The sequence below is a fragment of the Leptolyngbya sp. CCY15150 genome (genome assembly GCF_016888135.1).
GTDB lineage: Bacteria > Cyanobacteriota > Cyanobacteriia > RECH01 > RECH01 > RECH01.
In genome coordinates this window covers 192,955-207,529 of the sequence record NZ_JACSWB010000278.1, presented here as the reverse complement: position 1 = coordinate 207,529, position 14,575 = coordinate 192,955, and the positions used below count along the sequence as shown (strand labels likewise).

Below are 14,575 nucleotides of genomic sequence, written 5' to 3'. Positions count from 1 at the left end.
AAGCCGTAAAATTTAATGTTTAGGCTGTCAAGTTGGGCGGCGTTGTCTTCCTTCATGTTCCATCCCGCATGTGAACTCTCGTTTCAGGTGGTCAAATGCGTTTCTCTTGCTCTTTCTGTGCCTCTTTAATGAGTAGGTAACCATGAATCAAACTCTGACCTAGCTACGCCCTAACATACGCTACAACTAGCTCAACGATTTAGCATACCTACACCATCGATAGCGCTATCTCGTTTATCTTCGACCTCTATCGCGGGTAAGTAAGCCTTTGCTTCATACCTACATGGCATAACCTCAAGATCAAGCATGCTCATGCTTTCAAGTCATGGCTAGAGCCAGACACAGCTCTTGATGCAAGCTTGTCGAACCATAGAGATTACGCCCTAATCCTACTCTACTTTCATCAATAAACCTCTAGGAACAACCTAGCGAGATGTGACTTGTCTATTGAACCTTTTTTACCTTACGCGTTCTATCCCATTGTTATGCCCACACTTCCTCCCTTCCGCAACATGCTTCTGTTCCAACAAGCCATGACCCACCGCTCCTATGTCAACGAGCATCCATCGGCAGGCTCCCATAATGAACGTCTAGAATTTTTGGGGGATGCCGTGCTCAACTTTCTGAGCGGCGACTTTTTGTATAAGCGCTATCCCGATAAGCCCGAAGGTGACTTGACCGCCCTCCGATCGGCGCTTGTCGATGAAACTCAGCTTGCACGGTTTGCCCTGGCTTTGGGGATGGATCAACCCAACATGATGCGGTTGGGGCGCGGGGCGGAACGAGATGGAGGGCGCAACAATCCCAACCTGCTGAGCAGCGCCTTTGAAGCCATGATTGGGGCCTATTTTATAGATTGTGATTCCAATGTTGAGGCAGTGCGGGCCTATCTTGAACCGTTATTTGCCGCTGAAGTGGAAGATTTAGCGATCGCTGCTCCCATGGGCAACATGAAAAGCCGCTTCCAGGAATGGGCCTTGGCGGAATATGGCAAAAATCCCAAATACACCATCGTGCATCAGTCTGGTCCCGACCACGCCCGGGAGTTCACCGCTGTGGTGCAGGTGGGCAGCCGCACCTTTGGGGAAGGCAAAGGACGGCGCAAGCAAGATGCCGAGAAAGCAGCAGCAGCAGCAGCCCTGCAACAACTGGGTCTGCTGCAAAAGGCCGGGGAATGAAGATATCCCTTCAGAGAGGAATCTAAGGAATCTAGGCAGCACCACCCATCCTGGCAGCTATCAAGCCATGTAGATCTAACCCAGCATAGTTGAGCAACAGGCTTGACGGGCCCAAGCCGATTGCACCAAAGACACCATCACGTCCCCATTCAGAGGTTTCACCAAAAATCCATCAAAGCCTGGATTTTCTTCCTGGGGCAACCAGCTAGGTGCATTGCAGTCAGTTAAGGCCACAATGGTGATGCTGCACTGTTGATGAATGCGCCGAAGATCGTTGACCAAATGCTCGGGCCAGGTCTGATGACTGCCCGCCAAAATGATCAAATAGGGTGGCGTTTCTAGCGCAGTGGCGATCGCCTGTTCGACTGATCGAACAATCACAACTGGGCATCTTAATCGTTTGAGAATCGAGCGTAACTGCTGGACATCATCCCGTTGATGATCCAGCACTAGAACATAGCTTTGTGAGAATTTCATGATCAACCCAGAATTCCAGCCGGAACTATTATCGTGTCGTCTTAAAGCTGGTTTGGTGAGTACAAGTCCCAGAGCAAGCGACTTTTTCGCTTCCTCAAAAGTAAGGCCTTTTTCCCGTTAAAAAGCTGAGACTTCACTCTTTCTTAGGTTTCATCAGCAAGGTGTTTCGCAATGTTTCTAGGAAGCGATCGCATTCACACCACCATGAAGCAGTTCAACGCATAAGTTGAAGAAAGTTCATTGAATACTAAAGACTTTCAAAATATAAAATGTCCAAGTATTACGCGATCGCTCTCCTGGCTCTTCGGATCGCAAGATAGACGAACAAAGACAGAAAAACGAAACGGAAGTCCAGGACGCATAAGGGTTTCCGCCTTAGGAAATCGGCGGGTTACGTCCGCATCAGAATACTGGCTACCGAACCAACCTCGAAGACCCTCCCCCCAGCCCCATCTTCCGGGGCGATCTATTAGTCCAAATGCTGGGGAGACAAGCCCTACAATTCTTGCCTAGTCTCCTTTCAGACATCGGTTAAATCCTTAATCAATCTAGCCGATGGAGAACCGCTAACGAAACATCAAGACCTTAGGGCATACAGATATGCAACCCGATCTTGTGCTCTGGATTGCTCCCGAATGGTCAGAAATTCGCCATCATAGAAACAGTGTGATTTAGTGGTGTGCGAGGTAGCAGCATGGCTGAGTTTCGGGTAACAGCTCCCTTTGAACCAACCGGTGATCAACCGAAAGCGATCGCTCAACTGGTGCAAGGGATTCAGGCAGGACATCGCTACCAAACCCTTCTGGGCGCAACGGGCACGGGCAAAACCCACACCATGGCCCGAGTAATCGAGCAACTGGGACGTCCAACCCTAGTGCTCGCCCACAACAAAACCCTCGCCGCCCAGCTTTGCAACGAGCTGCGAGACTTTTTCCCGGACAATGCCGTGGAATATTTCATTAGCTACTACGACTATTACCAACCCGAAGCCTACATTCCCGTCACCGATACCTACATCGCCAAAACAGCCTCCATCAACGAAGAAATTGATATGCTGCGCCACTCCGCAACGCGATCGCTCTTTGAGCGGCGGGATGTGATTGTCGTAGCCTCCATTAGCTGTATCTATGGTTTGGGTATTCCGTCGGAATATTTGAATGCCGCCCTACCATTTCGCGTGGGCATGGAGGTCAATCAACGGCAGATCCTACGGGATCTCGCTTCGGTGCAGTATGAGCGCAATGACTTAGATGTGGGGCGCGGTCGCTTTCGGGTGAAGGGCGATGTGCTGGAAATTGGCCCGGCCTACGAAGATCGGTTGATTCGCATTGAGTTCTTTGGCGACGAAATTGACGCCATTCGCTACATTGATCCACTCACGGGCGAAACCCTGCAGAGCTTGGAGTCTCTGAACGTCTACCCAGCTCGCCACTTTGTCACGCCTGACGATCGCCTCGATGAAGCCTGTGATGCCATTGAGCAAGAGCTTAAGATGCGGCTGGCGGAGCTAGAGTCTGAGAATAAGCTCCTAGAAGCCCAGCGCCTCGAACAGCGCACCCGCTATGACCTAGAAATGCTGCGAGAGGTGGGCTACTGCAACGGCGTGGAAAACTATGCCCGGCACCTAGCCGGCCGCATTGCCGGATCACCACCGGAATGTTTAATCGACTATTTTCCAGACGACTGGCTGTTGGTGATTGATGAGTCCCATGTGTCTATTCCCCAGATCCGAGGCATGTACAATGGCGATCGCTCTCGGAAAATGACCCTGGTAGACCATGGCTTCCGGCTGCCCAGCGCAGCGGATAACCGTCCTCTGAAGGCCGAGGAATTCTGGGACAAAGCCAAGCAATGTGTGTTTGTCTCAGCAACCCCAGGGGATTGGGAACTAGAAATCTCCGAGGGTCAGGTGGTGGAGCAAATTATCCGCCCCACTGGCGTCCTGGATCCAGAAATTTTTGTGCGCCCCACCGAAGGGCAGGTCGATGACCTTCTGGGAGAAATTCGGCTACGGGTGGAGCGACAGGAACGCACGCTGATCACCACGTTGACCAAACGTATGGCAGAAGACCTGACAGACTACTTTCAAGAGCGCGCCGTGCGGGTACGATACCTCCATTCAGAAATTAATTCTATTGAGCGCATTGAAATTCTTCAGGATTTACGCAACGGTCAGTTTGATGTATTAATCGGCGTCAACCTCCTGCGGGAAGGGCTGGATTTACCAGAAGTATCCCTAGTTGCCATTCTCGATGCAGATAAAGAAGGTTTCCTCAGAGCAGCGCGATCGCTCATCCAAACCATCGGTCGGGCAGCACGACATATTGACGGCAAAGCTATTCTCTACGCCGATAACTTAACCGATAGCATGGCCTATGCCATCAGCGAAACAGAACGCCGCCGCGCCATCCAACAAGCCTACAACGAAAAACACGGAATTACGCCCAAACCTATTATCAAAAAGCAAGGCAATTCTATCTTATCGTTCCTAGAAGTATCTCGACGCATCAACGCTCAAGACTTAGAAGAACTCTATGAGCAAGCCCATGATCTACCCCTAGAAGATATTCCCAGCCTCATTGTCAAACTAGAAACACAGATGAAAGAAGCAGCTAAAAATCTTGAGTTTGAAGAAGCAGCCAAGTTCCGCGATCGCATCCGTCAACTGCGAGATAAGCTAGTAGGACGGCGATCGCCCACCCAAGACTAAACCCCTCAGCCAGGAGACATCTCCCCCAGTCGGTAGCCTTTACCATAGACTGTATGAATAAGCTGTGGTTCACCATCATGCTCTATCTTGCGGCGCAGCAGACGAATTTGGGCAGCCAGGGCATTACTGCTCGGACGTTCATCGGCAGACCAAAGGTGTTGCTGAATCTGTTCATGGGTCAATACATCATTAGCATGACGCATGAGGTAGGCTAGAAGCTGACTTTCTTTTTCAGATAAATCAATAGAGCGATCGCCTCGATGAGCAACCTGGTTGGCTAGATTCAGCACCAGATCATCCACCTGCAACCGGGATGTAGGACTGGGCTCAAGGGTAGGCGGGCGGCGCAGCAGGGCCCGCACCCGCGCCAACAGTTCCCGCAGCTCAAAGGGCTTCACCAGATAGTCATCCGCCCCAGCATCCAACCCCTCCACCCGATCATCCAAGGTATCTTTCGCCGTCAGAAACAGCACCGGCGTCGTATCACCCTGCGCCCGCAACTGCTGACAAAGCTCCAAACCACTCAGGGCCGGAAGCATCCAGTCAAGAATCAGGACATCATAGCCACCGGACTGGGCAAGCTGACTCCCCTCCAAACCATCGTGGGTGATATCCACCTGGTAGCCCTCCCGCGTCAGCACGCGACTGAGAGGGCCCGTCAAAGCTGGCTCATCATCAACCAACAAAATTCGCATCGTCCCACCTCACAGCAAGCTCAGGCATCATCGTCAGCATTTGGTTCTTTCAGTGTACGCTACCCATCCACAGTCGTACTTGTATGGATTAAGTCTCAATCTTTTGATTCAAAAAGCTCAACCCTGATTTTCACCGTTGAATGAAATCGCTAAGCAGAAATCTCTATTTTTGTAGGATGCATTACGCTATCGCTAATGCATTTCAGCGTTTCAAGGCAGTGCGTTACGGCTTCGCCTAACAGCACGCTACCACACACTTTACTTGGAGCGAACCATAAATCATGGGAACTATCAAACTGGCAAAAGTCTGAGCGTTTCAGAGAAATTCACTGTACAATCTCAGTGCTGCCACCGTCTGAAATAATCCCTGTTGTTCATAAGCTGCGAGCAATGTATCAACACTTTGAGGCGGGTTTTTCAAGCTCATGCGCTGTCGTCTAGCAGCATCACAGATTGCTACTGGAGCCAAATCCATTAAATAGGTAATAAACCTATCAGGATGTTGAGCCTCAATGCCATACTGCCTAAGGGTATTGGCTGGAAAATCGGATAAATTGTAAGTAACAATAACATCAGCACCAGAATAAATTGCAGCCGCTAGAACATGGCGATCGCTCTGATCAGGCAAGGTCAGAGATGGAATCAGCTCTTCATAGCCAAACACTAGACAGTCGCGCACATGACTGTTCATTAGATTTCTAGTGCGTTGAAGGCGCTCCTGCGTGAGATCGGCTCTGTTCTTCAGTAAATTTCGAATCCACTCATCATGAATCTCGTCAGTCCATTTTGCACGAAATAGATCGGTTAGTGCCAAGTGCATCAAAAAGTCGCGAAGAGGAGCTGGATAGAGAACACATGCATCGAATAAGGCGATGAGACTGCCCACCATCAATAGCCCATGTCAAGCTCTTGGGCCTCGCGTGCAAGCTCTTCAAGCGTTTGAAGTCGTGCTTGATCAATGGACTGCTTATACGTCATGAGATCATCAAAGCGTATCCGACGATGGGTTCCGACGTTTCGATACGGAATCTTGTCATTCTCAATCAAACTAATTAAAAATGGGCGAGATACATTTAGCAGATCTGCTGCCTGTTGAGTAGACAATTCAGCATGTACAGGAATCAACGTGACCGCATTACCACAAGCCATCTGCGCCAGAATATCCGTCAAAAGGCGAAAGGCAGAAGCTGGAATAACAACCACCTCTTCTGGTTCATTATCTGCTTGCACAAGCAGACGGACGTCTGGCACTTGGCTACCAACCAGAGAATATTTATCTAGAAATTTTGACAGTTGACGGCTTGACTCACGCGCAAGCGCTGTATCGGCGGCAGTTGGCGCAATCATTGCTTGAGCATTAGTGATGTTTTTAGCCATAGTACCCTTCCAGCTTTGCATCTCTTGTCCAACAGTATAGCTCGCCAAACGCAATAATCGAAGCAATCGAAGCAATCGAAAAACTTTTGCAGCACGTTGCATTCACCGGCAGAAATGCCGTAGAGTCTGCCATAGTTGTGACGTCATTAACCTTGTGTTATTCACGACACAAGCACCACTAGCAGAAACATCTGAGGGTGAGGAAACTCCCCACCCTCAGATGTTCAAGGTTGACGCTTAACCGTTGAGTCTACGCGCCACCCCGTAGCTTATCGAGCACCGAGCGATCTTCTAGGGTTGACGTATCTCCAGACACTTCTTGCCCAGAAGCAATCGATCGCAATAAACGACGCATGATCTTACCCGATCGCGTCTTGGGTAAGGCATCACTGAAGCGAATATCACCCGGACGAGCGATCGCTCCAATTTCTTGCCCAACGTGTTTTTTCAGCGCCTTAGCTAATTCCTCAGTAGGTTCTTGATCGCTCTCTAAGGTGACGAAGGCAACAATTTCATTCCCCTTCACCTCATCAGGACGCCCCACGACAGCGGCTTCCGCCACGGCAGGGTGGGACACTAAGGCAGATTCAATCTCCATGGTGCCCAGACGATGCCCCGCGACGTTGATCACATCATCCACGCGCCCCATCACCCAGAAGTAGCCATCTTCATCCCGCCGGGCTCCATCCCCGGCAAAGTAGAGATACCGACCATCTTTGGGGGGAATATGCTCCCAATAGGTACGCCGGAAGCGATCGGGGTCGCCGTAGACCGTGCGCATCATTCCTGGCCAAGGATGGCGAACCACTAGATAGCCGCCCTCGTTATCTGGTACTGAGTTACCATCTAGGTCAACCACATCTGCCAAAATGCCCGGTAACGGTCGAGTAGCTGAGCCTGGCTTGGTAGGCGTTGCTCCCGGCAGCGGCGTAATCATCACACCACCAGTCTCCGTTTGCCACCAGGTATCCACAATAGGACAGCGTTCCTTGCCAATCACCGTGTGATACCACATCCAGGCTTCTGGGTTAATGGGTTCGCCCACAGTACCCAGCAGGCGCAGGGAGGACAGGTCACGAGCTTGGGGTAAGTCTGACCCCATTTTGATAAAAGCCCGAATTGCGGTGGGAGCAGTGTAGAAAATGGTGACGCCATATTTTTCTACCACATCCCAGAAACAACCGGGATTGGAGGGACGGGGTGCGCCTTCATACATGACGCTGGTGGCCCCATTCGAGAGCGGGCCATAGACGATGTAGCTATGTCCGGTAATCCAGCCCACATCTGCTGTACACCAGTAGACATCGGTATCCTGGAGATCGAAGATCCACTTGGTGGTCATGTGGGCGTAGAGGTTGTAGCCCGCCGTGGTATGCACCACACCCTTGGGTTTGCCGGTGCTGCCGGAGGTGTAGAGCACGAACAGCACGTCTTCACTGTCCATGGGTTCTGCCGGGCAATCTGCCGACACGGTGGGCTGGAGATCGTGCCACCAATGGTCGCGCCCTGGCTGCATGTCAATGTCCTGCCCGGTGCGCCGCACTACCAGCACGTTCTCCACGGTCGGCACCGCACCATCCGCGATCGCTCGATCCACCTGGGTTTTCAGGGGCACGATGGCATCTTTCCGCCATCCGCCATCCGCCGTCACCACCAACTTAGCCTTACCATCGGCTAGGCGATCGCGTACGGCCTCCGCACTGAAGCCGCCGAACACTACACTGTGGGGCGCACCGATCCGAGCACAGGCCAACATGGCGATCGCTGCTTCCGGGATCATTGGCATATAAATGCCCACCACATCCCCCTTGCCCACGCCCAACTGCTTGAGCGCATTGGCAAATTGGCACACCTCCCGATGAAGCTGAGCATAGGTGAGGGTGCGGGAGTCGCCGGGTTCGCCTTCCCAGATCAGCGCCGCTTTATTCCGCCGCCAAGTGGTGAGATGGCGATCCAAGCAGTTGTACGAAACATTGGTCTGCCCTCCCACAAACCACTGTGCAAAGGGAGGTTGCCAGTCCAAAACGGTATGCCAAGGCTGGAACCAATGCAGTTCTTGCTCAGCCAACTCGGCCCAAAATGTTTGCGGATCTGCCTGAGCGCGATCATAGAGTTGCTGATACTCATCGAGGCTCTTCACCTGCGCCTGGGACGAAAACTCAGCCGAGGGATAGAAAACCCGCTTCTCCTGTAAACCCGACTCAATTGTAGATTCTGACATAGCTTAAGGTTCCCAATGCGTAAGGTATGTTGTGCTCCGCACCATAGAGGCGTAGGCTACAGCACAACCCGTCTCATTAAAAACCATACGGTGTTTTTAGGGCCGGTAGATCGCGATCGCCCTTTTTCTTAACCGTTTGGCACAGTTAGACACAGTTGAGGACGGGCTCAGGGGTGAATCCTAGGGATCAACCTTTGTCCTCAACCCATCCGTCACGCAGCCCCCATGCAAACGGCGCGCCATCAAGTTGGATACTTGAGACGCGCCGTGATGGTTTTAGCCTAGGACACATACTGGCCCTCCCCAATGATGGCGATCGCTCACGCTGGGCCCCGCGCTGGGGCGCAGATGACATCGAAGTCCTAGGAGGCTAATGGGGGTGGATGGCAAAGAGGAGAGGTTGGGTTAACCCGGCTGCATTAATGGTCAGCGTATAGGTTTGCCCTGGTGTAATATCAAACAACTCCACGCCCAGACGGCCTTCGCTAGACCGTTGAGCCGTCGCTTGGGCATCTCCCCCCTGCAACGTCAGGCTACCCTGACAAGGCAACTGCCCTTGGATACGGATCTGTTCCATATCCGCCTGATAGGTCGTCGTCAGGGTGAGCACGCCCATGGGGGTGAGCCACTGACGGGTAGCGGTGGGCTGGCTAGCCGACACATCTAAGGTCAACAGGCTCAAAATTTCCCGCGCTGCCAACAGCGACAGGGCCATCTGCTGGGGCTGGGTCGCCGCTTCATAGCTTTTCGGCAATCCAGTTTGATTGACCAAGGTCATGGACTCAGACCGGGTGGGAGGCGCTAACACCAAGCCAGCCAGTTGATTGAGGGTTCGGGCTTCGCCGGGAAACAGCATTTCTACAGCCTGCACCAGCTTGGCACCTTCCCGCAGCGAGAGTTGCACCACCGCTTGGCATTGGCTGAGCAGGGTAGCCAGCACTCCCTCGGGCAGGGCTACGGGACTATTGAGACGGTCTTTGAGCTGAGCCTCCCAAAACCCAGTGGGAACTAGGGCTGGAGTAGCTAAGTCTACAGGCTCAGCGGCATAATCACAGAGTTCGGACTCCCAGGGGAACAGGGGGGGGTTCTGTTCAATTTCTGACTGGAGCCGACGCTTTAACAGAGCATGGAAACGGTCTTGCACGACAGGTATATCTCCCAGTTCAAAGGATGTTTGCTCAAACAAACGGCGGCTCGATTCACTAAGGATTTCTAGCGTGGGGTCTATATCCTCAGAATCGAGGGGGTCTAAATGATTTGAAGACTGTGCATCCAAACTCCCAGATGGGTCAGAGCCAACCCCATGGCTCACATTCATCTCAGACGGGTTCATTGCGCTTAGGCTTGGTTCTTGCAACAGCCATGCAAGTAGATGTTTTATCGCTTCTGGGTCTTTATTCATGGGTTGATCCCGTTGCTCCGGATACTGCATCAGCGATCGCACGAGTAATTTTCAGGCAGACGATCCAGCGATCGCCCAACGCCTTACAGCAGACCAGCTCCGTACCGCCTCAAGGGCTAGCTGTTGCGAATTTCCCAGGCCAGTTCTAGCAGTTTTGACCATTGTTTGTGAAGTTGCGTGAGGGTACAGCCGAGGATCTGAGCGATCGCCCCATCCTCCACCTTGTCTTGCTTCAACTGCAAGAGTTCTGCCTGCTTCGGCGTAATCTGCTCTTGCAGGCGAGCCCACTGGTGAGGCGTCAGACCAAAGTTGCGCTCTAGGTCCGCCTCCAGCCACTGATGCACCAGTTCCCAATGATGGGATAGGGCAAAGCGAATTAAATGATATTTAAACCGCTGCTGTAAATAGTCGCGCTGGCGTGGCGTTAGTCCTAAGATAGCCTCAATCTCGCTGGCTGGCAGATCTTTCAACCGCAGAGAAAAATAGTTGGCACAGTCTTCCTGCTGCCGTTCTTCTAGGTAGGCCATTAGCTCTTGAATAACCGTGCGCCGCAGGGAACTTTCATCCGTGTCGGGCTCCCGCGCCACCATTTGTTCGCGCACCTGCTGCAGGGGTGCCGTACTCCAACTGCGATCGCCATCAGGACTACTGCCCTCCGCCGCCTGCTCCATATCCACCATGGTTTCGGGAGGCTGCTGCTGGGAAAAGGTCTGAGCCCGCAGAATAATCAACTGCTGACTGCGTCGCCCCGGCAGCGGAATGCGCCGTTTGCCATAGCGTTCGGTAAACGCCATATATTCCGACAGCTCCAGCAAGCTACGCGGCCGATAATCGCTGGGCACCTGGTTTTCCCGACGAAAGGCATTGAGCGACTCGATGTAAAAGCCCTGCAGGAAATCTTCAATCAGCGTCAGCCGAGCCTGGTAGCTAGACTGCACCTGGGGTGGCGTAATGTAGCGATAGATCACAGCGCTGAGGGTGCTGTGTAGCTCAACCCGTCCCCGCCGCGACCCCAAACGGTTGTACTTCAGGCATTGATTCAGCCGGTGCCGGGCCAGCGTCACCATCCAGGTGTCTACTTCCCCAGAACGCTGAATACGCTGGCTCTCGGTACAAATGCGACTCACTTCATGAGCTAAACGAAGTGACACCTCTCGACAGTTCTGAGCAGAGGCTTGGGTAGCATCCCGGAATTCTTGAAATAGCAGTTCAGAAATCGACCCCACGCTTTAGATGGTCTCCCCTGATTAGTGACCGTTTACTGTATACCCACTCCCAAGACCCGCTCCAAGGACAACCGAGCTGATCTACCCTGCCCATCCCATCGATAGCCCCACCGAGGAGCCACCGGGACATAGGCTAGAACCTAGCTGAATCAGAGATGATCTGGAGTGAGTCACTCATCGACAGAGATCTAGACCAGTGTCGCTGATGATTGAATCTAGCCTGGTTCTCACCAATCCGCTATCCTTCCATAGCTAAACTACATCTGCCCGCATCGATCCATCCCATCTTGCTGCGATGGATCGATGCGGCAATGTATCTCTGCAATGTATTCCTGCAATCTATCCATGATCCAGTCTGCCCAGATCGGCATTCATTTTGCCCATCCAGCATAAAACACTATTCGACGAAACGCCCGTATGGGTGATATGGAGTGTGACAAAACCCATGGCGATCGCCCTCCTAGCCTTGGACGACCCAAATCCAGCACCATCGACAGCCAGCTAAGCGGCTGAAACCATCCAGACAAAAGCCCCATTCCTGCCCCCATCACGGGCTTGAGATGAATTAACCACGCTTAACCCATCCAAACCTTGGTGAAAAACACGCCAGTCGTCTAGCGCTTTCTGCACCACTTGGCTGGGAGATTAGCCCCAAATGGTGGCAATATAAGCGGAACGACGAGGGAACAACGGTTTAGACTAGGGAAACGGTGCTCTTGTTAGATGCTGTTGCGGATAGGCCGTTAAACGTTTATGGATTTAGACCAACAAATTCAAACACTAGTTGACCAAGCTCCTAAGGATGGTCAGACACCTGCTGTGGTAGAGGCGATCGCGCCTGTACTGAAGCAGCTTGCTCAACGACTCAAGCGACCTGAGTATTACGTATTGCAGACCCTGGATCAAAATTGGGTTATCACAACCCTAAGTAGTCGAAATGAACCCACTGTGGAAAAAAAGGTGATTTACGCATTCCCAACGTTGAATGATGCTGCGAATGCCCCATTTGCCTTTAAAAATCCACAATTGATGGCATTTCCCACTCCTGTTATCCATATTCTGTTCCAAGTTGCATCAATGAAAACCGTAGATAGCACAGTTTTTTTTGAAGAGCCTGGCAACCTCTCGACCGGTACAGAGATCCACCAATCGGATCTACAAACCCTGGTTCAGGCACAATTGCAGCGATGGAAAAATGCCCAAGCCATACCGCCGGATCTGGCTTGAAATCTAGGTTAGAGGACGTTGACCAACAGCAATCGGGTAGGCTAACTGTGGCCATCAGCGCAAGCTAAGGGCAGGGAACTAGAGTAGTACACCCCATCTTAGCTATGTAGCCATATCATCTCAATTCACCGTAGAACTACGGACATCTCCGTAAAACTACGGCGAAAGTTGCAGCGATCGCTCTCTTGAACGGGGATGGATTAGATCATCAGCGACCCCGCACCGCAAGCATGGCTATCTGGGTGCCATCATCGCCTTAATAGAGCCGTCGCAATACATAATCTCCCAAGCTCATCAGGGCCTGACGTTCATCGGAAGCCGGCAGGCATTCTAAATGCTGGACTGCGGTTTGGGCATGGTGGGCGGCCAAGTCTCGCGATCGCTGAATACCTTCACTAGCCACTACCAGGGCGATCGCTTGATCGAGATCGCCCTCCTGAGCAAACTCACGTTCGATCAGCGTTTCTAAATAGGGTTTTTCTTCAAGGGCATAGAGCACCGGAGCCGTTAGGTTGCCACTCTTCAAGTCGGAGCCAGCCGGCTTGCCGAGGGAATCTGCAGAGCCGGTAAAGTCGAGAATGTCATCCACAATTTGGAACGCTAGTCCCAAATGACGACCATAGTTATAGAAGTCATCGGCCCAAGCTGCAGACACCTCGCTCAGCACCGCCGCCGCCTTGGCGCTGTTGGCAATCAACGACGCGGTTTTGTAATAGCTCTTTTCTAAATAAGCGTCGAGGGAGAGATCGACCTCAAAGCGATTCAGCCCTTGACGAATTTCGCCCTCCGCCAAATCCATAATCACCTGGGAGAGCAGCTTCACCACCTCAAGGTTGTCTAGGTTCGCCAAATACCAAGAAGACTGGGCAAACAAGAAGTCTCCAGCCAACACCGCTACGCGATTACCAAAACTGCTGTGTACCGTGGGAATCCCGCGCCGCACCTCCGATTCATCCACCACGTCATCATGCACCAAGCTGGCGGTGTGAATCATCTCGGTGATTTCGGCAAGGCGGCGGTGGCGAGGGGTGATGCATCCATCCGCCGCAGAGGCCCGCGAGAGCAGCAGAACAATGGCAGGCCTCACACGCTTCCCAGATGCCCCAAATAAATGCTCTGCGGCCGCGTACAAAATTGGATGACGCGCACCAACCAACTGCTTCAAGTTCTCAGAAAGCAAACTCAGATCGGCTTCGACGGGGGAAAAGAGAGAAAGCGCTGAGGTCATGGGTAGGCTGAACCTGACTTTAGGTTACGAAATTTTACATATTCTATCCTCATTCTAAGTCAACGCTCCGGGTTGTAAATGATCTAGCTGCGATCGCACCCCTTCAGGGATCGCTGAAGAGATTACCAGGCAAGGTTTTTCCGTGAGCTACGATGTCCAAGTTGTCCTATGGGATCCCTGACTGTCTCCCAGCACCCAACGAATGCTGTCCCTTAGATCGTTCGATAGATCGTTCGAGAATGCAGATTCAGGTGCTAGCGATCGCCCAGCCCCATCGTCTTAAACAGCGATCGCTCCCCCGATCCAGATCCTCCCAATCTCCAGAGCGATCGCCTCCGCCTAGTCCCGCCCTAGGTCACTCTCGCCCGCCCCACAAGCACCTCCTTCAGCGCTGACCCAGCATGTAGCGACATTAGTACTTTAGTACTAAAATACTCATCTGGCACACCTCCGTATTTATACGCATCTTTCCAAGGATCTCATCACTTGTAGACCCCTGTGCAAAATCGACAAGATCCCGAACAGATGTCTTGTTCGAGGTTTGTATCTTTTTGTAAAGTGAGATGAAAAAGAGTCCTGGATCAACGGAGATCCTGTGTTAACCTAATAAGTAAGGATTCAAAAGCTTTATACCAGTGTTAGGTCGAGCTACCCAAAACTTATGGGACTGATAAATTGCTGAAGACATTTGTCTAGCAGTTTGTTTGTACCGATGCAGTTCCGTTGTAGCTTTGATGGCTGGAGCCTCAAAAAGATGAAGAAGACGCATACTCTCCCTGGCATGAGCTGGTGAGCCGTGTTTGCGCAGGTTTCGACCCACTTTATCGGTCTGGG

The 14,575-nt window shown here is 52.1% G+C and carries 12 protein-coding genes; 4 read left to right on the top strand and 8 right to left on the bottom strand.

Annotation, left to right across the window (positions count from 1 at the left end):
* The first annotated feature begins 485 nt into the window (after positions 1-485).
* Positions 486-1,178 (top strand): ribonuclease III, encoded by a 693-nt coding sequence (gene rnc, locus JUJ53_RS21455; RefSeq protein ID WP_204154061.1) that lies wholly within the window; start codon positions 486-488, stop codon positions 1,176-1,178.
* A gap of 75 nt (positions 1,179-1,253) precedes the next feature.
* Here the strand turns inward: rnc and JUJ53_RS21450 are convergent, their stop codons facing one another.
* On the bottom strand, positions 1,254-1,655 hold the full coding sequence (locus tag JUJ53_RS21450; protein WP_204154060.1) for a response regulator: 402 nt from the start codon (positions 1,653-1,655) through the stop codon (positions 1,254-1,256).
* A gap of 694 nt (positions 1,656-2,349) precedes the next feature.
* On the opposite strand from JUJ53_RS21450, the gene uvrB reads away from it, so the two are divergent.
* Positions 2,350-4,365, top strand: a complete 2,016-nt coding sequence (gene uvrB / locus JUJ53_RS21445) for an excinuclease ABC subunit UvrB (protein ID WP_204154059.1) — start codon at positions 2,350-2,352, stop codon at positions 4,363-4,365.
* Between the two features lie 5 nt (positions 4,366-4,370).
* Here uvrB and rppA read toward each other — a convergent pair whose 3' ends face one another.
* The 6 genes from rppA to hetZ all read right to left on the bottom strand — a co-directional run bounded on the left by rppA (position 4,371) and on the right by hetZ (position 11,286).
* Positions 4,371-5,060: a two-component system response regulator RppA gene (gene rppA, locus JUJ53_RS21440; RefSeq protein WP_204154058.1), complete on the bottom strand. Its 690-nt coding sequence runs from the start codon at positions 5,058-5,060 to the stop codon at positions 4,371-4,373.
* A 316-nt stretch (positions 5,061-5,376) separates the two neighbouring features.
* Positions 5,377-5,949 carry a PIN domain-containing protein gene (locus JUJ53_RS21435; RefSeq protein WP_204154057.1) on the bottom strand — a complete coding sequence of 191 codons (573 nt, stop codon included), beginning with the start codon at positions 5,947-5,949 and terminating at the stop codon, positions 5,377-5,379.
* Positions 5,949-6,437 carry an excisionase family DNA-binding protein gene (locus tag JUJ53_RS21430; protein WP_204154177.1) on the bottom strand — a complete coding sequence of 163 codons (489 nt, stop codon included), beginning with the start codon at positions 6,435-6,437 and terminating at the stop codon, positions 5,949-5,951. Before JUJ53_RS21430 ends, JUJ53_RS21435 begins: the two co-directional genes overlap by 1 nt.
* 250 nt (positions 6,438-6,687) lie before the next feature.
* A complete protein-coding gene (acs, locus tag JUJ53_RS21425; protein ID WP_204154056.1) occupies positions 6,688-8,658 on the bottom strand; it encodes an acetate--CoA ligase in 1,971 nt (656 codons plus the stop codon).
* Between the two features lie 370 nt (positions 8,659-9,028).
* On the bottom strand, positions 9,029-10,060 hold the full coding sequence (locus JUJ53_RS21420) for a hypothetical protein (protein WP_204154055.1): 1,032 nt from the start codon (positions 10,058-10,060) through the stop codon (positions 9,029-9,031).
* A gap of 116 nt (positions 10,061-10,176) precedes the next feature.
* Entirely contained in the window at positions 10,177-11,286 is a 1,110-nt protein-coding gene (hetZ, locus tag JUJ53_RS21415; protein ID WP_204154054.1) for a heterocyst differentiation protein HetZ, read from the bottom strand.
* Positions 11,287-12,039: 753 nt separating this feature from the next.
* Here hetZ and JUJ53_RS21410 point away from each other — a divergent pair.
* On the top strand, positions 12,040-12,513 hold the full coding sequence (locus JUJ53_RS21410; RefSeq protein ID WP_204154053.1) for a hypothetical protein: 474 nt from the start codon (positions 12,040-12,042) through the stop codon (positions 12,511-12,513).
* 256 nt (positions 12,514-12,769) lie between these two features.
* On the opposite strand, the gene sds is transcribed toward JUJ53_RS21410, so the two are convergent.
* Complete coding sequence (gene sds / locus JUJ53_RS21405) at positions 12,770-13,741, bottom strand: solanesyl diphosphate synthase (RefSeq protein ID WP_204154052.1); 972 nt, start codon at positions 13,739-13,741, stop codon at positions 12,770-12,772.
* 239 nt (positions 13,742-13,980) lie between these two features.
* On the opposite strand from sds, the gene JUJ53_RS21400 reads away from it, so the two are divergent.
* The gene (locus tag JUJ53_RS21400; RefSeq protein ID WP_204154051.1) at positions 13,981-14,136 is read left to right on the top strand and encodes a hypothetical protein; all 156 of its coding nucleotides are present in this window, start codon (positions 13,981-13,983) and stop codon (positions 14,134-14,136) included.
* The last annotated feature ends 439 nt before the right edge of the window (positions 14,137-14,575 follow it).